Source organism: Psychrobacter sp. YP14 (assembly GCF_003209315.1).
Lineage (GTDB): Bacteria > Pseudomonadota > Gammaproteobacteria > Pseudomonadales > Moraxellaceae > Psychrobacter > Psychrobacter raelei.
Window position 1 is genome coordinate 1,753,769 of the sequence record NZ_CP029789.1, and the last position, 22,062, is coordinate 1,775,830.

The following is a 22,062-nucleotide window of genomic DNA, read 5'->3' on the forward strand; positions in this document are numbered from 1 at the left end:
TAGCATGCTAATGCAGACGCACAATAACCAGCGCCATACGCCCAGTATGCGTCTCATTTAAATGGGTCTTGCGCCGATAAGAGTAATACTGACGATTAGCATAACTACACGCATAAGCAATCGGTGTATAGCTTTGCTCGTCCTTAGACATATGTCGCTCAGCTTCGATGACAGGCTTAATGTCTAAATTAGTTTGCTGGTTGGTGGCAGAGATCAGCGCAATACCCAACTCTGCCAATTGCAATTGGGCAAGCTTTGGTAAGTCCAGCCAAGCTTTGTCCGGATCATCATGCGGCGCCACAATTTGTGCTTTGATAACCTCAAGCTGCTTGGCATCCATACCGCGCTCAGCACAGCCTAAAAGCAATTTATCCACCACCTCAGAGGAGACTTCATAACAAGACTGACCAATACAAGCACCTATCCAGGCCTCAATGGCCGGTTTTTGAATCGTTAAGCGACCACTTGCTCCACTAACCTGTGTCGCTTCACCCTTATGCTGTAGGGCATGTTGTGATAAAGCGGCATAGGTCTTGGCAATGACGCCATTGGCCAGACCCTGCCAGCCGGCATGAATCGCTGCGATCTGCCCTGTAGTAGGATCATGTAAGACAATGGGCACGCAGTCTGCCGTCATAATCGCCAAGGCTTGCTGCGGCAAATCTGTTACCAAGGCATCGGCTGAAGCCGGTACTAATGATAGCGAGGCGGCACTTGAATCTACATGCTTATCGCCAATGCGGCACACTTTATTGCTGTGAATCTGATTGAGCCAATGGATACTTTTTATTGCCTGTAGGCTTTTATCAACGTCATCTTCTTGCAAGCTATTTTGCTGCAAATAGGCATTGACATACTGTAGCAACTGCGCCCGGTTGTGTAGTACTTGGCGCGGATCATCTTGCACATGCAGGCCTAAATTGAAGTTACCAAAGCTTACTCCCTCTGGATTGGGCGTCAAAATCTCACCGGCATCGGTTTGCAATACCAAAACCGCTTTGGTATGCGCCAATACCTGATAAGGTGCAGCAAGGCTGTGCTCATCACTGAGCTGCACATCAGGCGTCGTCTCACACTTAGGTGTATTCTCAAGGCTCATGACCCATTACCCTTTTGCTTGTATATTTATCCCATCGCAGACCAGCACTTACGCTTTGGCCAGTCACTGACCACACCGCTTTTTAGTGATTATAAGCTGCTATTAATTAGACTCCATTATCGTCTTTAGGCCACACTGTGTCAGGCGGTAAGCCTAGAGCTATATCGTAAAGCTGCCATCACTTAGGGTGTGTGCCAGCTCAACAATATCCTGTGGTAGTGGCGCGGTTAGCTCTATTGACTCACCCGTCTCAGGATGAATAAAGCCCAGCTTGTAAGCATGCAGCGCTTGGCGCGGGAAGCTTTGAATGGCTTGGCGCTGCTCAGGGGTAAGCCCTGCTCTGAGCTGTTGACGATTGCCATAGATATCATCACCGATAATAGGATGGCCGATGTGGCTTAGATGTACCCGAATTTGATGGGTACGTCCCGTTTCGAGGCGCACATCGAGCAGGCTATAAGTGTCACTCAGCGGCGTGATTTTCATAATATGAGTAATGGCGGTTTTGCCGGTACTGGTCACCGTCATTTTTGTACGCTGGGTGCGATGACGGCCAATGGGGGCATCAATGGTACGCTGACGGGCTAGGCTTGGGGCATCACCAGCCACCACACACTGATAGTGGCGATAGACGCTTTTATCTTTTAGCTGCTCTTGCAGCTCTAGCTGCGCCGCTTTGGTTTTGCCAATAACCAATAAGCCAGAGGTGTTTTTGTCAATACGGTGTACCAGACCAGCTCGGGGCAAATGTGCTTGATTGGGGTAATGATACAGCAAACCATTCACCAAGGTGCCACTCCAGTTGCCCGCACCTGGATGCACCACCATACCGACCGGCTTATTAATCACTATCACGCTGTCATCTTCATAGATGATATCAAGCTTAATATCTTCTGGCTGATCGCTGCCGTGTTGCTCAAGCTTGGCCTCTAGACGAACAATATCTCCGACTTTGACCCGATATTTGGCCTTCTCATTATGGTCATTGACTGTCAAGTTGCCGGATTTTAGCCAGTCTTGTAACTGAGCACGCGAATGCTCAGTAAACATATCAGCGGCCAGCTTATCAATACGCTGTCCTGCTTGCTCTTGAGTGACGGTATGCAGCTCAGACACCTCTAACGCATCACCTTGAGCGCCGCTATGGGCTACAGTGGCGGCTTCATCATCAAAAGCCAACACCTCCTCGTCATCTAGCTCATCGTCATACTCAGCATCATCATATAGGCCCTCATCTTGAGTACTGCTGGTCTGCGTCTCAAGTGGCTCATGCTCTAGTGAGGCATCATGGTCCGTATCATCCCTCTGGTTTTGCTGAGTTTTGGGGACATCGGAGGCGTGACAATCTTGGCCTTGTGGGTGATTAGGGTAATTTGGGTTGTTTTGCAGATTTGATGCTGAAGACATAATAAGTGTGACCAATTTGAGTTGCTATTTAATGTGCTAAGTGTAGCATGATTTGACCAAATCTTAGCGCTTTACCCGCAGCTGTTGGGGCAATATAGTGCTATTATTGTCCTAATTAAGCACAATACCCCTTTAGCTTAGATAGTTTTAGCTTAGATCATTTACAACCGATGACCACAAAAACATTATCGTTGTAATCACTAACAATCCTATACCAAAATATGATTGTAGCGTGCTACACTAGGGCGACTAAAATTTGACTAAAATATTCTGCGGAGATTTCCATGCAGCGTGCTTCAACTCCTTTTTTTACGGCATCAAATCAAAAACCATCTCACTCACCTGCCAAAAATAAACTGGCTTTTGCCATGCTGACAGCAGGCCTATTAAGCTTAACTGGCTGTCAGACACTAAAGAATATCACCGGTAAAGACAGTGACACAGTGGCCACCGCAGAGAAGACTGATGCACAGTACTACCAAGAAGCTGTAAAAGCTATGGACAAAGGCCGTTACATTTATGCCTCTGAACAGCTCACTGAACTTCGCACCTTCTATCCGACAGGCGCTTATGCTGAGCAGGCTTTACTTGACTTGATGTACAGCCAATTCCAGACTAAAGATTATGAGCTTGCTGCCACCAGTGCTGAGCAGTTTATCAAACTCTATCCACGCAACCCTCAGGTTGATTATGCTTACTATGTGCGCGGTGTGGCCAACATGCATGCCGGTACCAGCAGCCTCTTGAGCATTGCTCGTATGCAACAAGCGGACCGTGATACCTCTTATTATCGTTTGGCATTTAGCAACTTCCAAGATCTTTTATCGCGCTTTCCAAACAGCAGCTACGCCCCAGACGCCGCTCAGCGCATGACATATATCTACAATCAGTTTGCAGAAAGTGAGCTGAGCGCTGCACGTTGGTACATCAAGCGTGAAGCTTATGTCGCTGCAGCCAACCGTGCTAAATGGGTATTCCAGTACTATCCTTTAAGCCAACAAATCCCTGAGTCTATCGCTATTTTGGCGTACAGTAATGAGCAATTGGGCTTAACTGACCTTGCCAATCAGTACAAAACCCTATTACAAATTAACTATCCTGAGTGGCTGACCCGTGATGGTGGCGTGCGTATTAACAGCAACCGCACTGCCAGCTTATTAAACAAAATCACTTATGGTAAATTAGGCCGATCTAATAATGGCAATGATAGCCTTGCAGCTACAGGTGAGTACACAGGTCCTACTAAGCAGCAGGTTATCCAGCAAGCTGCGCAAATGCAATTGCCTAGCGATAATGCGGCAACTTCGCAAGCTGACTTACCAACCATTAATAGCAATCGCCGCGGTGTCAACTTAGGCCTTGGCCTGCCAGATGATGCAAGTGCACAGCCTGTTCCAAGCCCGCAGCCACAAACTCGCATTACAAGCCCAAGCCAGATGTACCCTGAACAAATGGATCCACAATAAGCCATCGATACCTTTTAGATATCAACCTATAAATGATTATAGTATAAATACTAAAAGGTCGGCGATGTAGAGTTGGCCCTGACCCCTGACCCTATCTAGGCGCCAGGGGTTATTGCGCTTTAATGCTCTATCATGTCACTTGTCTCTTGTGAATTTAAGTGATTGACCTCATCTTCCTCACAACCCACTTTGTCAGATAAAGCGCCGTTATGAGCATCCCTAACCACATTCTTGATCAGCTCAATAGCCAAGCCGACTTGGTAGGGATTATTGGCAAACACACCACGCTTAAGCGCGCGGGAAAAGAGTTTAAGGGCAATTGTCCTTTTCATGGCGAAAAAACGCCCTCTTTTTATGTTAATCCCCAAAAAAATGTCTATAACTGCTTTGGCTGCGGTGTGAGTGGTAATGCCATTAAGTTTTTGCGGGAATACGAAAACCAAACCTTTATGGAGGCAGTACAAGAGCTGTCACGCCAGACGGGTATAGAGATTCCTAAAGAAGACAACAAAGACTTGCGTTATAAACGCAGCGCCAAACCCACGCCCACGGCCCCTGCGCCCTCGTGGACTGGCAATGGCAAACGCTTAAATGACACGCACACTGCGGCGACGACACCACATTCGGGCCAAACTAATGGCTTAGCCACTAATACGACATCAGTGGCTGACGCGCCCCCTGCTTATTTCGATGAAGACAGCTATTTTAATTTAGATTCAGCGCCGCCCAGTGATTGGGATATGGGCGACACACCCGGTGATAACCTTGGTTATGACAGCGGCTTTACAGATATGCCTCCCTCTAACTTTGGTGGTCAAGCTACCCTAGAGCAAGACGGCAACTTATATGAGCTACTGATCCAAATTGGTCAATTCTATCAAAACAACCTGCGTAATAACCTGCACGCCATGGCGTATTTTACAGAGCGGGGATTAACCGATGCCACCATTAATGAATTTGGTCTGGGTTATGCACCCACCGGCTGGCAGCATTTAGAAGAGGCCTTTCCGCAGGATATTGCAGGTCTAAAAGCTTTGGGTCTGGTGCGTCAATCTGAAAAGGGTCGCGACTATGATCTGCTGCGTGATCGGGTTATTTTTCCTATTCGCGACAATCAAGGTCGGATTATTGGCTTTGCCGGTCGGGCATTAGACAACGAAGTTAAGCCCAAATACATCAACTCCAGTGACTCCCCTGTCTTTCATAAGCAGCATGTACTCTACGGCTATTACGAGTCACGCCAACAGCGAGCGAACGATTGGCTGGTGGTTGAAGGGTATATGGATGTCATTGCCTTATATCAAGCGGGTATCTATGGCGCAGTGGCCTCAATGGGTACCTCGATTAACGAAACCCAAATCGCCCGCTTATTGCAAATGAACCCCACCTTAACCTTATGTTTTGATGGTGACAGTGCCGGTCAAAAGGCCGCTTGGCGTACGCTTGAGGTGGCCTTACCTGTGCTAAGCGATGACAAAGAGCTGCGCTTTTTAACCCTACCAGGTGGGCATGACCCAGACACTTACATTGCCATGCAGGGTGTGGAGGCGATGCGAGAGCAGATTAAGCGCGCCATGCCGTTATCGCAATACATTTTTGCTTATCTCAGCGAGCGCTATGACTTAAGCTTAGCCGAAGGTAAAGCCAAGCTGATGTCACAAGTACGTCAGTTGACCAATAATCTGCCCAAGGGTTCAAGCTTTAAGTATCTGCTTAATAACGATATTTATCAAAAGCTTGGCGGGCGCAAAAATCAAAAAAACTCCGCCCATGATGTCTTATTAGACTTCGACAGCGACATGACGGTGAGCCGACAGCTCGAGTTGTGTTTGCTGTTTGCCCCGCACTTATTGGCAGAAGACCCCATCAAGCGACTGTGGGAGGTATCTGGTGTGGCAGATATTAAGATACCTGAAAAATCGATAGGCACACAGCAAGCACCCGTAGCGACCCCACCTTTGCCAAGCTGGGAGGATTTTAATAGCCCAAGTCTTACCCAGCTGACTCAGACTATCATTGGTCTTACCCCTTATTTGCCTGAGGACACCAATGCGGCCGCTCACTTTATTTTGGCCAATTTGCCAAGTGGCCTACAACAAAATCTTGCCACCCGCTGGCATCCATTTTGGTCCAATCTCAACCAGCGCGGGATTATTGACGTAGATGATTTGGTAGATGACTTGTTAACTCAGCTGATGCTACAAGCCTTATCAAAACAGATGAGTCAGTCACCAGGGCTGGTGATTACTAGCCATCTGAACCGGCAGCGTCAGACCTTAATGAACTGGCTTAAAAAGCAGCAAGCTGAGCAGTCCTCCAAGATATAATCCTGAGGGTCTAACAATCTTGAGGGTCTAACAATCTTGAGGGTCTAACAGCGCCCCTACACTGATAACTGGTTTTAAATTGTACTTTAATCTGGCATTTATCAACCTTTTTAGACCAAAAACTAGCCGTGGCTTTAAAAAAAGGGTTATGCCCCCATATCATTAATATCGCCGGGTAGTACCCAAGTAAATACCCCCTAAGTTTAGACTCAGGTTTGGCAAGTTAGTTTTTATAGCTTGCGCTGTATTTGCGGTGCTGTTTTGGATATTATGTTATAATATCGGACTCATTTTTGATTTTTGGCTACAGATTTAGTTGCTCAAATTTACGTAAATAGCTTTGGCAAAAACTAAAACAATAAGACAACCATCTGGCCATCTAAAAACCATGTGCACCCCTCACTCTACCTTTAACCCACATCTTCTATTGCAAGCGAGATATTATGACCGATAAGGCAGCCTCTCAATCTACCTCTCAACTAGCCACACTTATCCAGATGGGTAAAGAGCAAGGCTATTTGACTTATGCTGAGGTTAACGACCAACTTCCCGCCTCAATCACCGAAAGCGACCAAATTGAAGACATCGTTCAAATGCTTACGGATGTTGGTATTAAAATCTTTGAATCAGCGCCAGATGCTGATGATATCTTGATGAACGATGGTGCTAACGATGACGACATGGCCACAGATGAAGCTGCTGCTGTATTGGCTGCGGTAGAAACTGAGCCTGGTCGCACCACCGACCCTGTGCGTATGTATATGCGTGAAATGGGTACGGTTGACTTATTGACGCGTGAAGGTGAAATCGTTATCGCCAAGCGTATCGAAGAGGGTATCCGTGATGTCCAGCATGCCATGGCTTACTGGCCCGGTACTGTGCAGTTTATCCTAGATGAATATGACTTAGTAGAAGCGGGCGAGAAAAAACTCTCTGACGTCATCACTGGTTTTTTAGATCCTGAAGAGATTGAACCGGCAGTTGTGGAAGAAGACGAAGAAAAAATCCCCGTTATCACCACCAAATCTAAAGCTAAAGATGTCGATGACGAAGATGATGAAGAAGAAGCTGAGGAAGAGGAAGAAGCTGAAGAAAGCGGTGGCCTAGATCCTGAGCTGGTTCGTCAACGTGTCGAGGAGATCCGTGAATTATTTGCGGTGGCAAAACAAGCCCTAGAGCAGTATGGTCGTGGCAGTGCGCAGGCTGAAGAAGCCTATGCTCAGCTGGCCGAACGCTTTATGCTATTAAAGCTTAACAACCGCATGGCGGATAATGTTATGGCTATTATGCATGATGTTTATGACGATGTGCGTAAGCAAGAGCGTCAAATCATGCGCTTGGTCATTCGCCGCGGTAAAATGCCTCGTAGCGAGTTCCGTAAGACTTTCCCAAGTAACGAGACCAACGTAGATTGGCTAACTGATCGCCTAAAAGGCAACCCTAAATTTGCAGATAGCTTAGCCAAAGTGGTCGACGATGTGGTGGTGTTACAGCGCCGTATCCGCGACCATGAAGACAAGCTGGACATGCAAATTACCGAAATGAAAGAAGTGGCGCGCCGTATGGCCATCGGTGAGGCAAAAGCCCGCCGTGCCAAAAAAGAGATGGTCGAAGCCAACTTACGTTTGGTAATCTCTATTGCTAAGAAATATACCAACCGTGGCCTACAGTTCTTAGACTTGATTCAAGAAGGCAACATTGGCTTGATGAAAGCGGTAGATAAATTTGAATATCGCCGTGGTTATAAGTTCTCAACTTATGCCACTTGGTGGATTCGTCAGGCCATTACCCGCTCTATTGCTGACCAAGCCCGCACCATTCGTATTCCAGTGCATATGATTGAGACCATCAACAAAATCAACCGTGTGTCTCGTCAATTGTTGCAAGAGATGGGTCGTGAGCCCACACCTGAGGAATTAGGCGAACGTTTAGAGATGGATGAGGTTAAGGTTCGTAAGGTATTAAAAATTGCCAAAGAGCCTATCTCTATGGAGACACCCATCGGTGATGATGAAGATTCACACCTAGGTGATTTCATTGAGGACCAGACCATCTCAAGCCCTGTAGAAGATGCCACCTCAGCAGGTCTACAAGAAGCGACTCGAGATGTGCTGAGCAACTTAACAGAACGTGAAGCCAAGGTGCTACGCATGCGTTTTGGTATTGATATGCCAACCGATCACACCCTAGAAGAGGTTGGTAAGCAGTTCGATGTGACGCGTGAGCGTATTCGTCAGATTGAAGCCAAAGCGTTACGTAAACTGCGTCACCCTTCTCGCTCTGAGCATTTACGTTCGTTCTTAGAAAACGACTAAGCCAAGGTTGAGTCAACGCCCATAACCTGTTGTAGCAAAAAAGCTGAGAATCTCTCAGCTTTTTTGTGTTTAAAGCCTATGAATACCTCAGGCTAAAGCAGGTCTTAGCGCTCTGCTTTACCCCTTGAAAAACTGAACAATACCTCCATATAGTATTCATACAAAAAGCGATTTAACAAAATATAAACGGAGACATTATGTCTAACAAAAACATCGATTTAAGCCGTGAATTAACCTTACATACCGATCCACTGGCCAAAAAAACGGACATCCAAAACCCAGGTCTTTGGGCATTTCCAATGGATTATCCGATGAGCATTATTGGTCATGAAGGTGAGCATGACACACTTTTAAATGAAGTTAAGCTTATTTTAGGCACTCAGTTTGAGGACTTCGATATGGAAACTTTAGTCGTCAAACAATCCAGCACCGGCCGCTTTACTTCAGTACGTGCCAAATTACACTTTACTGAAGCAGCTCAAGTCAATGACTTATACGCAGCCCTTGATCAGGCCAAAACTGTCCGTACTGTCGTATAAGCAGGCCATCTAAATAGCAGTTGGCCACTGTATCGCCCTTATTTTACCCAAAAAAGCAGTGTTAGCTGCTTTTTTTTATGGGTGAAATTTAACGCGGTATTAACTGTTTTGTGCAAATGGCTGTAATAAAAAGGGCATGTTTTAAGTGTAAGTTACCAGAAGTCAATAGTGACACAATGAATTTAATTTTAGCCGATTTGATTTGGCTGAATAAACTTTGAGCCTGACTTTGTGGTTTACAATTTAATTAAAAAAGTTTTTTTAATCGTTTTTAGCCGTATTTTTTACTTGACACATGCGCTAACCGGCAGCGTTTCAACGGTTGCCAATTTGCAAGTTTTTTTGATGTCTGATTATTCATCATAAATCACCTACTTGAACTGCTAAGCCGTAGTTTGTCAAGATAGCAAAAATTCTTTTTTTCCTTTATATTGTGCCTACAACATAAAAACCACCCCATATATTGTGTTTAATATTTTAAGACACACACTATATATTGGGGTATTATTTTTCTGATTGCCAGGTTTTTGACCGGCAATCTGGTGACAACGAGCGGAGAGAGCAATGACACATATGGATAATATTAAAGTAATGAAACGAGACGGCCGTCTAGAGCCCATCGATTTAGATAAAATCCATAAGGTCATTACTTGGGCAGCCGAAGGATTAGACAATGTTTCTGTATCTCAGGTTGAGTTAAAGTCGCACATTCAGTTTTATGATGGCATCAAAACCCGTGACATTCACGAGACCATCATTAAGGCTGCTGCTGACCTAATCTCTGAGGATACGCCAGATTATCAATATCTTGCGGCACGTTTGGCAATCTTCCACTTGCGTAAAATTGCCTACAATCAATTTGAGCCACCTCACCTATTTGACCATGTAACCAAATTAACCGAGGCGGGTAAATACGATCAGCACATTTTACAAGACTACTCACGTGAAGAGTTTGATGAGTTAAATGACTACATCGACCACTGGCGCGATATGAACCTTGCTTATGCCGCTGCCGAACAAATGGCCGGTAAATACTTAGTACAAGACCGTGTGACCAAAACCGTTTACGAAAGTCCGCAGTTCTTATATGTACTGGTGGGCATGTGTCTGTTCGCCTCATACGATAAGTCTGAGCGCATGCACTATGTGAAGCGTTTTTATGATGCCGCCTCTACGTTCAAAATCTCATTGCCCACCCCCATTATGTCCGGTGTGCGCACCCCTTCACGTCAATTTAGCTCGTGCGTACTGATTGAATGTGGTGATAGCTTAGACTCAATCAACGCCACAACCAGCGCCATTGTACGCTATGTATCGCAGCGTGCTGGTATTGGTATCAATGCCGGTAACATTCGTGCGCTAGGCAGCCCTATCCGAGGCGGTGAAGCTCAGCACACCGGCTGTATCCCTTTTTATAAGCTGTTCCAAACCGCAGTTAAATGCTGCTCGCAAGGTGGCGTACGTGGCGGCGCAGCAACCTTATTCTACCCACTGTGGCACTTAGAAGTAGAGTCGCTATTGGTTCTAAAAAATAACCGCGGCGTAGAAGACAACCGTGTGCGTCACATGGACTATGGCGTACAAATTAACCGCACCTTATATACCCGTTTGATTAAAGGTGAAGACATCGCTTTATTCTCACCCTCAGATGTGCCTGGTCTATATGAAGCCTTCTTCGCTGACCAAGACAAGTTTGAAGCGCTATACACCAAGTACGAAAAAGACGACAACATCCGCAAACGTCATGTGCCTGCAGCCGATCTATTTAGCTTGTTGATGCAAGAGCGTGCCAGTACTGGTCGTATCTACATCCAAAACGTGGACCACTGCAACACGCACAGCCCATTTGATCCAACTGTCGCTCCTATCCGTCAGTCAAACCTATGTATGGAAATTGCGCTACCAACTAAGCCGCTGGATAATATTAATGACGAAGAAGGTGAAATTGCACTGTGCACCCTATCTGCGGTGAACCTTGGCGAAGTCGATAGCTTAGAGGATATCGAAGAGCCTGCAGAATTAATCGTGCGTGCCTTAGATGCGCTACTTGATTACCAAGACTACCCAGTAAAAGCCGCTGAAAATGGCAGCATGAATCGCCGTACGTTGGGTGTGGGTGTGATTAACTATGCTTATTACTTGGCTAAAAATGGTACCCGCTACTCGGATGGCTCAGCGCTTGGTCTGACGCACCAGACTTTTGAGGCATTGCAGTACTATTTACTAAAAGCCTCGAACAAACTGGCCAAAGAAAAAGGCGCTTGCCCCGCCTTTAATGAGACCACTTACTCACAAGGTATTTTGCCGATTGATACTTACAAAGCGGACTTAGATAAGGTGTGCAATGAGCCATTGCGCCTTGATTGGGAAGCGTTACGTCAGGAGATTAAAACCCATGGCCTACGCAACTCTACTTTGTCAGCCTTGATGCCTTCTGAGACCTCAAGCCAGATTGCTAACGCCACCAACGGTATTGAGCCACCTCGTGGTCTGGTATCAGTAAAAGCGTCAAAAGATGGTATCTTAAAGCAAGTGGTGCCCGATATCTTAAACTTAAAAGGCAAATACGAGCTATTGTGGCAAATGCCAAATAATGATGGCTATCTAAAGCTGGTGGCCGTGATGCAAAAGTTCATTGACCAAAGCATCTCCGCCAACACCAACTACGATCCAACCCGCTTCGAGGGCAATCGTGTACCTATGAAGGTATTGCTAAAAGACTTGCTAACTGCTTATAAACTGGGCGTTAAGACACTTTACTATCACAACACTCGTGATGGTGCTAATGATGCTCAAGCCGATATCGATGACGGCTGTGCCAGCGGTGCTTGTAAGCTGTAATGCTATAGAATCAGTGTCGCATAAAATGGTTTATTGTATTGAATGCCCCCTTAAATTAAGGGGGTTATTTCGGATATAAAAACACCATGACCCATTAAGTTTTGTTGCCCTACTTTGCGATGAAATCTATCCAACTTTATCGCAACTGCCTATTAGAACTCATAACACTTAGAACCTCTCATAAATATAAAAGGTAGAATCATGACGTACTCAATCTTTAGCCAAACAAAAAATGACGCGCTTAAAGAGCCGATGTTTTTTGGTCAGCCCGTTAACGTAGCACGCTATGACCAACAAAAGCACCCCATCTTTGAACAACTTATCGAAAAGCAGTTGTCATTTTTCTGGCGTCCAGAAGAGGTTGATGTATCAAAAGACCGTATCGACTACGGCAACTTGTCCACGCATGAGCAGCATATTTTTATCAGTAACCTAAAATACCAAACCTTGCTAGACTCCATTCAAGGTCGTAGCCCAAACGTGGTGCTATTGCCGTTGGTATCTATCCCTGAGCTTGAGACTTGGATTGAAACATGGTCATTCTCCGAGACCATCCACTCACGCAGCTATACCCATATTATTCGTAATATCGTCAACGACCCTGCTGTGGTATTCGATGACATTATGGAAAACGAGCACATTCTACAGCGTGCTTCAGACATTGCTTATTATTATGATGACTTGTACCAACATTCACAGCTATATAGTCTATTTGGCCCAGGTACACACATCGTCAATGGTGAAGAAAAGTATGTCGACTTACGCAAACTAAAAAAACAGCTTTATCTGTGCTTGATGGCCGTTAACGTATTAGAGGCCATTCGCTTCTACGTATCATTCGCCTGCTCGTTTGCCTTTGCTGAGCGCAAACTGATGGAAGGTAACGCCAAGATCATTAAGCTTATCGCCCGTGATGAAGCGCTGCATTTAACCAGTACCCAGCACATGATTAATATCATGGCGTCAGGCAAAGATGATCCTGAAATGGCAGAGATTGCTGCACAATGTCATAACGAGAGTATTGAGATTTTCCGAAAAGCGGCTGAACAAGAAAAAGAATGGGCAGGTTATCTGTTTAAAGACGGCTCTATGATTGGCCTAAACAAAGACATCCTATGCCAGTATGTCGAGTATATTACTAACTTACGTATGGAAGCGGTCGGCTTACCGGGTATCTTCCCTGAATCTAAGAGCAACCCTATTCCTTGGATTAATACTTGGTTGTCATCAGATAACGTACAGGTCGCACCGCAAGAGACTGAAATCAGCTCCTACCTTGTCGGCCAAATTGACTCTGACTTATCAGACAGTGACTTTGATGACTTCGAGTTGTAATACTATAAGCGTATAAACTTATTAGATACTGGCTTATTTAAACTTACTGACTGTTTTAAACTTACTGACTGTGGTTTTTTGCTATGACTTGGGTATTTACCTCAAAGACACGCTTTTATCTACACGATGATGAGACGTTGCTCGATGGTCTACTACGTACTGGACACGATATTAATTATCAATGCCGTGAAGGGTACTGTGGCAGTTGCCGTGTTAAGCTAACCGCTTCCTCTTTTCCTATCAGCTATGCTAAGCCGCCTTTGGCCATGCTAGAAAAAGGAGAGATACTCGCCTGCTGCTGTCAGGTTAAAGGCATGATCCGTCTCAAAAACGTTAGTTAATTACGCCATAAGTCAGCGCCTATCATCTTTGGATATTCAGCAGTATTTGGATTGTCAGCACAAAAAACCCGCGAGAAACATCGCGGGTTTTTTATCACTTATTATTAGCTATATCGCTACTACTGATGAGGCAGTGGGTCTACTTTGGGTCTTGCGCCATTTTCAAACAGCTCAATGAGCTCCTCTCTTAGCTGAGCACGCTGCTCATCACTTAAAGGATTGGCATTGCCTTCTGGTGACTCTAAATAAAGCTCAGGGTCGTCATTGGACATGGGCATCTGAGGTGGCACAACTTCAGTCTGAGTTGGACGCTCCGCGAGGGTGATATCGATGTTCATATTCTTTGAATTACGCAGCACTTGTACCTTAAGGGTATCATGCGGCATCTTTCTGGCCACATGCTGAATAAGGCGATTAGAGTCAGTCATCTCAACGCCATCGATAGATAAAATCACATCCCCAACTTTTAGGCCACTTTTGGCGGCAGGGCTACCGGCAATGATATTACGCACCACCACCCCTGTGGTATTATCAATTTGTGAAGGATCACGCAGCTGAGATAATACTTCTATACCTAGCCAGCCGCGACTGACCTTACCATCTTTGATAATGGCATTCATCACCTGCTCAACCAAAGCCGTTGGAATAGCAAAGCCAATCCCCATTGAGCCGCCTGAGCGCGAGAAGATAAGGGTGTTAATACCCACCAATTTGCCTCGAGCATCTACCAATGCCCCGCCAGAGTTACCTGGGTTAATAGCAGCATCCGTCTGAATGAAGTCTTCATAAGTATTGACGCCAAGACCGGTACGACCTGTGGCTGAGATAATGCCTTGGGTAACGGTCTGACCCACACCAAAGGGGTTACCAATGGCCAAAGCCACATCGCCCACTTCAATAGGCAGCTCTCTAAACGCTAATGGCTCAAGACCACTCATGTCGACTTTAATCACTGCCAAATCACTATCAGGATCAGTGCCCACAACCTTGGCCACCGCTTTGCGGCCGTCATTCAATGCCACCACAATCTCATCGGCTTGGGCAATCACGTGGGCATTGGTGACAATATAGCCATCGGTTGAGACGATAACCCCTGAACCTAGATTGGTCTCTTGGCCGGCTTGTGGCGTTTGGCCATGAAACTCGTAAAAACGACGCAATACGGGGTCGTTCATATAAGGATTTTGTACAATTTGGGTCGTATAGATATTCACCACAGAGCGAGAGGCTCTGGCCACAGCATTGTGATAAGAGGTAACCGGCTCCGGTCTATCTGACACGCGGCCATTATTGAGCGGAATAGAGGTGGTCTCGCCACGAGGCGGCTCCCAAGCACTTTGTTGGCGGGTTTTTTGGTCAATATATACCCAAATAAAAGCCGCTAGAACTGCTATTAGTAATAACCAGGGTAGAACTTTCCAAATAATATTTGTTTGTGATGATGCAGACATGTCACTCCTCGATGCTCTCAACTTGGCACAGCCGGCAAACCTGTTTATCCTACCCCCTACTTTAGATGAGCAGTAAAAAATGTCTGAACTCAGTAGGTTTACCGCATATGTTGGCGTTGCTATAGTTTAATTATTTAATTGCATACCAATAAATAGCTATTAGTTTAACATTTGTTAGGCTATTACTGGGAAACCTCTCTGCTATTTTGCAACATATATTGTTCAGTTCCTGTTACTTGCCGGCCATATCTTATACACTGGCCACCTCTTATTGCTATCGCTTATGTATCTTTATTTAGGAGACTTACTATGACTCAATCCTATGACCCTCAAACAGCGGCTAATATCCCTCAAACGGCTACGATGACCCCATCAGCTTTGGCGCAGTGGTGTAATGACTATCTGCAAGCAGATGCCTTTAAAGATTACTGCCCAAATGGACTACAAGTCGATGCGGATGCCCCCATCCATAAGATTGTCACCGGAGTGACCGCCACTCAAAACCTTATCGACGCAGCCATTAGTGAGCAAGCTGATGCCATCTTGGTACATCATGGTTATTTTTGGAAAGGTGAAGATCAGCCGTTAGTGGGCATGAAGGGCAAGCGTATTCGTAGCTTACTACAAAACAATATCTCACTACTTGCCTATCATTTGCCGTTAGATGCGCACCCTGTGATCGGTAATAACGCCACTTTAGCCCAGCTATTATCGCTTGAGATTACCGGTGCACTGTATCCTGAAGATAACTATCCTGTGGGCAATATCGCACAGTGTGAGCCTACCGCTATTGAGGACTTTATAGCGCGAGTCACCACCCAGTTACAGCGCACCCCAACCCACATTGCAGCGGGCAATAAGCTGATTACTAAAGTAGGGCTGTGTACTGGTGGTGCTCAAGATATGATTGAACAAGCTGCGAAGATGGGCTGTCAGCTTTATATATCAGGAGAGATATCAGAGCGTACCACTCATGCTGCCCGTGAACTGGGCATTGATTATCTAGCCTGCGGTCATCATGCTACAGAGCAAGGAGGCATTAAGGCGTTAGGCGAGCTTATTGCACAGACGCACGGTGTACAAGTACGCTTTATCGACGATCCTAATCCTGCATAGTGACTCACTTAAAATTCTTAGTTAAATTGCTGCTTTGATATCATTAAACCTAACCATTCATTTTATAATTCACATCAATAAAATATTTTTTAGTATAATAAGCCAACATAAGCTGGGTTTTTAGTGGTTTTGGTTCTGATATGTGGCAGCAATCCATGACAGTGGCTGTCAAATATCATTACCTATTGAGTTATGACTAATAGCCCCCATCTATCTGCTTATCCGTTTCACTTACTGTTTTTTTCAAAGAACAGTAGTTGTTTTTAGTTATTTAGCAAACCTCGTTGCCATATGATCTTAGTGGTTTTGGCTCAGCGGCACAAAGACGGGGAATGCTCTGCAGTGAACTGCCAAATTTTACAAATCATCGCAAGTGCGGATTTTGATAAGTGGCACTAAGGGTGCTATTAGCCTCCTTAGTGCCGCTCGTCAGTGGCCAGTATATTTCTAAAAGTAAAGGACTGACTATCAAGGCAGCTATAGCGCTTTGACGCTCAGTCCTGCCCATTTGATTATACTCGGTTAAAAATCAGCTTGAGATAAGTGGCTTAATTACACGACTTAAAACGATCAGGCCTAAAGGTTAAGTTTTTAGGTCCGAATCAGTCCGGCTTGATAGGCATTGAGTCACTATGCCAGATGCGGGACAAGTTGTAATTTGCCACAAGTGGGTTTTTACTATCGCCTGCCCTTATTAGGTAAGCTTTAGGCTAAAGCCGGCTTTGTCATCGTCTAGCCATAATAAGCCTGTACTTGGTAAATTGTACAGGCGGTTTTGTGTTTTGGTCAGTCTATGATATTTATTCTTGCTGTTTTTAATTCGTCTTGCTAGCAGCCTATTTAACCAAGCTTGTTTTGTTGTTTTTTGAATATGGTCTTATGCCATCGCACCAAACAACCGCCCCCTTAGGGCGAAGCGAAGTTAAATCGTTATATGTCTTATTAAGTGGTTATTTGTGTTTTTGCACCCTTAATCAAACGCTTAATAGACATCAAAGATAGCGCTATTGTGCAGGATATATTGGTACATACAGATGTCTATTGAGTCACTATAACGCTCGCTGCTCATAGCTGTGGCTTTAACGAGACCTTAATACAATGGTGTATTAACCTCTACACAGTATGGATGGTTGGACGAAGGAGACATCCATGCAACGCATCGCCGATAGGTTAAAACGCAAAGACAAATCCCATTCAAATCCAGTTGTATCACACCTACCCTCTCAAAGCTTCAAACGCGTTAACCGCTTTGTACCTACCCTGTTTTATACCGCTTTCGGTACTAAAAAACCCCTTGCGAGCAAGAAGTTTGCAAAGACCAAGATGCTGGTGCAAATCTCCAGTATTGCGCTACTGTCTTTGCCGGCCAAAAGTTTAACCACCTCCTTATTTAGCACAGATTCTGTAGCATACGATAAGGTTATGGCGTCAAATACTCTCACCTTAGCCTCAGTCAAAGGTGATAGCACTTATTTTGCGACAGATGGCTTTCAGCATGGCTTTGGCTATGACATTGCGCGCAGTTATGCCAATCAATTAGGGGTGACGCTGCAGGTGCAAGACTACGCCAATGAAGCACAAGCACTGCAAGCTGTGCGTCAAGGCAAAGCAGATATGGCGCTGACGACAGCCAGTACAAAGCTAACCGAAGATACCGGACTTAGCGCCATTAACATCAGTTGCGGCTTTGACACCACTTTGGCCACTAATGGGCTACATCCTAAGACCAATTGGGCTTTTCGTAGTGGCAACGACCCGCTTGCCATTAAAGCCAGTGATTTTTTGTGCGAAAATGGCCAGTTAATCAACACCGCCAAAATTGCCAATTTTTATGATCAGACGTTATTAAAAGACGATTACAATCGCGAGCACTTTGAGCAAGCGCTCACTGCCAATTTGCCTCATTATAAGACCTCCTTCCAGCAGCAAGCCGACACTTATGACCATGATTGGCAGCTGCTTGTCGCCATGGGCTATCAAGAGTCGCATCTGGATGCTAATGCCACCTCACCCACAGGGGTACGCGGGCTTATGATGCTGACCAATAACACCGCCAAAGCCATGGGCGTCTCTGACCGCATCGACCCCTATCAAAGCATCGGCGGTGGTGCACGCTACTTAGAACAAATGAAGGCCGAATTTAGGGATGTGCCAAACCCAGATAGACTGTGGTTCGCCCTCGCCTCTTACAACATGGGTCCCAATGCGGTTAAGAGCATCCAAAGCAAAGTGGCTAAGGCCGGACAAGACCCCAAAAGCTGGACCAATGTGTATGCTTATATGTCCGACCATGCCGCAAGCAACTCACGCTATACCCAGTGCATGCACTATGTGACCAACATTCGCAGCTACTTAGAGTCACTAAAAATGCGCACCGCTTAACTGCTTGTCGGCATCACATTAAAAGGTTCACCAAAAAAAGAGCTCACATTGAGCTCTTTTTTTATTCTGCTTTTATTCACCAAGCCTTTTTATTGAACAGGTACTTTTAGAGTCTGGCCCAGCTGTAGCATAGCTGTGCTACTGATACCGTTTAGCTCAGCGAATTTTTCTGGGGTCATGCCATATTTTTTGGCCAGACCAATCAAGCTATCTCCTGACTTCACTTTATACGTGGTGGTGGTCGCCGGAATGGTGATTTTTTGACCGATACGTAACTGTGCATTTGAACTTAAGCCATTGGCGCTGGCCAATTGACTCACACTCAAGCCATTTTGGTTGGCCAAGCCAATTAAAGAATCACCTGATTTAACCGTATAATTGCCACCTTTACTAGAGACTGCAGCTGCCGAAGTCGCCGAGCTGCTGGCGCTTGAAGCACGGCTTGAGCTTGACGCAGCGCTTGAGTTGTTGGCCTTGGTATTAGGTACTTTGAGCGTTTGGCCTACAAATAAACCTGCGGTGGCGCTGATATTATTAGCCGCAGCTAGATCTGCAGTCGATACCCCGTAGTCACGTGCTAAGTTGATTAAGCCATCACCAGCCTGCACCTTATAGGTACCGGTATAGTTAGGCTTTGATCCCGAGCTCGAACTACTGCTTGAGCTCGAACTACTGCTTGAGCTCGAACTGCTGCTTGAACTACTTGCCGATGAGCTTGCACTACTTGATGACGATGAGCCTGCTCCACTGCCTGGGATGGTAATAACTTGACCGACAAATAGGTTTGAGGTTACCCCCAAGTTATTGGCTTTGGCCAAATCAGCGATAGACATATTGTATTTATTGGCCAGTGCTGTGAGCGAATCACCAGACTGTACTTTGTATTTGATACTTTGATTATTTAAGCCACGCGCGACTTGTTCTTTGGTCACAGGCAGCTTAATCACTTGACCACGCTGTAGCTGAGTGGTCGCTGAGAAGTTATTTATATCCGCAATTTGAGTATGGGCCACACCAAGCTTATTCGCGATACCAATTAAGCTATCACCAGATTGTACGGTGTAGCGGGTAGTCTCACCCGTATAGCTACTGCTTGAGCTAGAGGTGGCCGGCTTGCTCGATGAGCTTGAGCTGCTACTGCTCGCTGTGCCTGTAGGGACTGTCAGACGCTGACCGACTAGCAACTGCTCTGTTGGACTTAAGTCATTCATTGCCGCTAAAGTTGTGACTGGAATATTAAAGCGAGAAGCAAGACCAATTAAGCCCTCACCACGCTTCACCGTATACGTCTCTGTTTTGCCTTTATAAACGGCATCTGAGCTGCTTGAGGCAGCAGGGCTGGTGTCATTGGTTTTGACCATGCCAGGGATTAGCCAGAGCTTCTGACCTGCGCGTAGCTGAGCATTGGTCGATAGACCGTTATAGCTTGCCAGACGGGATACGTTTAAGCCCACACGGTTGGCCGTACCAATTAAAGTGTCGCCTGGGCGCACAATATAAGTGTTAGGCTGCGCGCCACTTTGCGTGGTATCCGGCTTGGCAGAGGCAGAATCTAAAGGCGCAATCGGCTTGGCATTGTATAAATATAAATTGGTGCCCGCAAGTAATGTAGAGTTGGGGTTAATTTGGTTCCAATCAGCAATATCACGCCAATTTAGACCCGCACGTGAGGCGATATTTACCAAGGTATCACCACGTTTTACGGTATAAACGGTTCGTGTTCCGGTTGGCTTTGGTGGTGTTACTTGCTGCTGCGAGGCAGTTGGACGATCAAAGCTAATTTTCTTCTCTTCACCGCGTGCCTCTAAAATAGACTGCTGAGTCTGAATGGCTTCAAGCTTAATATTACCATCCACTGAGCTTACCACCTCGCCCACATCAGGTGACTGCTGGCGAATTTGCTGCGAGATAAACTTCTTCTCTTCAGCAGATAAAGGCGGCTCTTGAACGATGGTATCGTTACGGGTTAACTGAGCAGAAGTCGTGGGCAGTGTATTTGAACGAGCAAACTCTGACTCAATGCGCTTTTTCTCACTTTCACTAATGGGGGGCTCTTTAAAGGTTGAGCTTGATGAAACGGTAGGGTTTGGCGCAATATAGCTGCTGTTTTGGGTGGGCGCACGTGCTTTATTGGCGAACTCAGCCAAGCCTTCAGGCGATTTGGCCAATACCTGATATTGTGAATCTGGAATGCTATAAGGGGAGCTGCTACTGCCGCTGTTACTGGCTAAAATAGTGCCACCATTCCCATTGAGATTACTGATTTTTGAGTCAACCAAGATATTCACTTGGTTTGGAATGATCACTCGGTTTGGACCTGAGGTATCTACACGGCCGCTGGTCAATGAAGGGTTAAGAGCTTTTAACTCATCATAGCTCACCCCTGTGATTTGTGAGATTTCATTTAGACTGACCCCATAGTTGACCGGCACACTTCTAAAATGCTGACGGTTGGCAATGGCAGGCAAATAAATACTATATTGACCCGTGTCTTTCACGATCTGAGCCACGGCCATAAAACGAGGGACATAATGCATGGTCTCAGTCGGTAGTGACAACGACCAAAAGTCAGTGGGCAGACCGCGGGCACGGTTGGCATCAATCGCCTTTTGAACCCGGCCTGGGCCCGCATTATAAGAGGCTAAGGCCAGCTCCCAGCTGCCAAATTGGTTATGCAGCGAGGTCAAGAAGTCATACGCAGCTCGGGTGGATTCAATAACGTCACGTCGGCCGTCATAAGTAGGCGTCTGGGTTAGGCCATAGATACGGCCTGTGCTTGGGATAAACTGCCACAAGCCTGCAGCCGCCGCGTTAGAAGTACCGGTTGGATCGTAGGAGCTCTCAATGACCGGAAGTAGCGCCAGCTCAGTTGGGATATTGCGGCGCTCAGCTTCACGTACCGTGTGGTATAAGTAGCGACTGGCACGGGCGGTTAAACGGTTGATATAGTCTTGACGGGTAATAAACCAGTTCTTTTGTGCATCAATACGCTGCTGTTGGCCATAGCCATATTGGCTTTGATCGATACGGAAACCGGCACGCATACGGTCCCACAAGTTACCATACTGCTGAATGGCCAACTTGTCATCTTCCACCATTTTCATATCGGTGGCTTCTAATAGGTTTTCAAGCTCATCTAAGCTGTCATCGTCCAATAATGCTGTGCTGTAGCCATCGGTAGCTGGCACATTAGACACCGCTTCGTTTTGTGCCACAGGGATACGAGTTCCCTGTGCCGTACCACTTTGTAGAGGCGCTGTATTATTACACCCTGCCAAAATAACAGAGCCTATCGCCACTACTAACGGCAGTTTACAAAATCGAATGGAGGTTTTTCTAAAGTTCATGACAATAACAACCCAGTGTAAGAAGTGAAATTTTATTAAGACAATTAGGTATATAATATAATGCGAAAAAGCTTGCACAAAATACAAACTTTTTCA

At 45.8% G+C, this 22,062-nt stretch carries 13 protein-coding genes; 9 read left to right on the forward strand and 4 right to left on the reverse strand.

Features of this window, described 5'->3' with window-relative positions:
- Window positions 1-7: 7 nt before the first annotated feature.
- On the reverse strand, window positions 8-1,099 hold the full coding sequence (locus tag DLE54_RS07245; protein WP_110816730.1) for a polyphenol oxidase family protein: 1,092 nt from the start codon (window positions 1,097-1,099) through the stop codon (window positions 8-10).
- 159 nt (window positions 1,100-1,258) lie between these two features.
- Window positions 1,259-2,506 carry an RluA family pseudouridine synthase gene (locus DLE54_RS07250; RefSeq protein ID WP_110816731.1) on the reverse strand — a complete coding sequence of 416 codons (1,248 nt, stop codon included), beginning with the start codon at window positions 2,504-2,506 and terminating at the stop codon, window positions 1,259-1,261.
- Between the two features lie 284 nt (window positions 2,507-2,790).
- Here DLE54_RS07250 and DLE54_RS07255 point away from each other — a divergent pair, with 284 nt between their 5' ends.
- The 7 genes from DLE54_RS07255 (at window position 2,791) to yfaE (ending at window position 13,670) form a co-directional block, all read left to right on the forward strand.
- On the forward strand, window positions 2,791-3,972 hold the full coding sequence (locus DLE54_RS07255) for an outer membrane protein assembly factor BamD (RefSeq protein WP_110816732.1): 1,182 nt from the start codon (window positions 2,791-2,793) through the stop codon (window positions 3,970-3,972).
- A 209-nt stretch (window positions 3,973-4,181) separates the two neighbouring features.
- Window positions 4,182-6,299 (forward strand): DNA primase, encoded by a 2,118-nt coding sequence (locus DLE54_RS07260; protein ID WP_110816733.1) that lies wholly within the window; start codon window positions 4,182-4,184, stop codon window positions 6,297-6,299.
- A gap of 443 nt (window positions 6,300-6,742) precedes the next feature.
- The gene (rpoD, locus tag DLE54_RS07265) at window positions 6,743-8,614 is read left to right on the forward strand and encodes an RNA polymerase sigma factor RpoD (protein WP_011960797.1); all 1,872 of its coding nucleotides are present in this window, start codon (window positions 6,743-6,745) and stop codon (window positions 8,612-8,614) included.
- 197 nt (window positions 8,615-8,811) lie between these two features.
- Window positions 8,812-9,153 (forward strand): DUF493 domain-containing protein, encoded by a 342-nt coding sequence (locus tag DLE54_RS07270; RefSeq protein ID WP_011960798.1) that lies wholly within the window; start codon window positions 8,812-8,814, stop codon window positions 9,151-9,153.
- Window positions 9,154-9,717: 564 nt separating this feature from the next.
- Window positions 9,718-11,994: a class 1a ribonucleoside-diphosphate reductase subunit alpha gene (gene nrdA, locus DLE54_RS07275; protein ID WP_110816734.1), complete on the forward strand. Its 2,277-nt coding sequence runs from the start codon at window positions 9,718-9,720 to the stop codon at window positions 11,992-11,994.
- A gap of 201 nt (window positions 11,995-12,195) precedes the next feature.
- Window positions 12,196-13,329: a class Ia ribonucleoside-diphosphate reductase subunit beta gene (nrdB, locus tag DLE54_RS07280; protein ID WP_110816735.1), complete on the forward strand. Its 1,134-nt coding sequence runs from the start codon at window positions 12,196-12,198 to the stop codon at window positions 13,327-13,329.
- 83 nt (window positions 13,330-13,412) lie between these two features.
- Complete coding sequence (gene yfaE, locus DLE54_RS07285) at window positions 13,413-13,670, forward strand: class I ribonucleotide reductase maintenance protein YfaE (RefSeq protein WP_011960801.1); 258 nt, start codon at window positions 13,413-13,415, stop codon at window positions 13,668-13,670.
- Window positions 13,671-13,789: 119 nt separating this feature from the next.
- Here the strand turns inward: yfaE and DLE54_RS07290 are convergent, their stop codons facing one another.
- The gene (locus DLE54_RS07290) at window positions 13,790-15,121 is read right to left on the reverse strand and encodes a S1C family serine protease (RefSeq protein ID WP_110816736.1); all 1,332 of its coding nucleotides are present in this window, start codon (window positions 15,119-15,121) and stop codon (window positions 13,790-13,792) included.
- 363 nt (window positions 15,122-15,484) lie between these two features.
- Between DLE54_RS07290 and DLE54_RS07295 the strand changes: the two genes are divergently transcribed.
- Complete coding sequence (locus tag DLE54_RS07295; protein WP_197708943.1) at window positions 15,485-16,237, forward strand: Nif3-like dinuclear metal center hexameric protein; 753 nt, start codon at window positions 15,485-15,487, stop codon at window positions 16,235-16,237.
- A gap of 1,149 nt (window positions 16,238-17,386) precedes the next feature.
- The gene (locus DLE54_RS07300) at window positions 17,387-18,619 is read left to right on the forward strand and encodes a transglycosylase SLT domain-containing protein (RefSeq protein ID WP_110816738.1); all 1,233 of its coding nucleotides are present in this window, start codon (window positions 17,387-17,389) and stop codon (window positions 18,617-18,619) included.
- 89 nt (window positions 18,620-18,708) lie between these two features.
- On the opposite strand, the gene DLE54_RS07305 is transcribed toward DLE54_RS07300, so the two are convergent.
- Window positions 18,709-21,966: a lytic transglycosylase gene (locus DLE54_RS07305; RefSeq protein WP_110816739.1), complete on the reverse strand. Its 3,258-nt coding sequence runs from the start codon at window positions 21,964-21,966 to the stop codon at window positions 18,709-18,711.
- Window positions 21,967-22,062 lie beyond the last annotated feature (96 nt).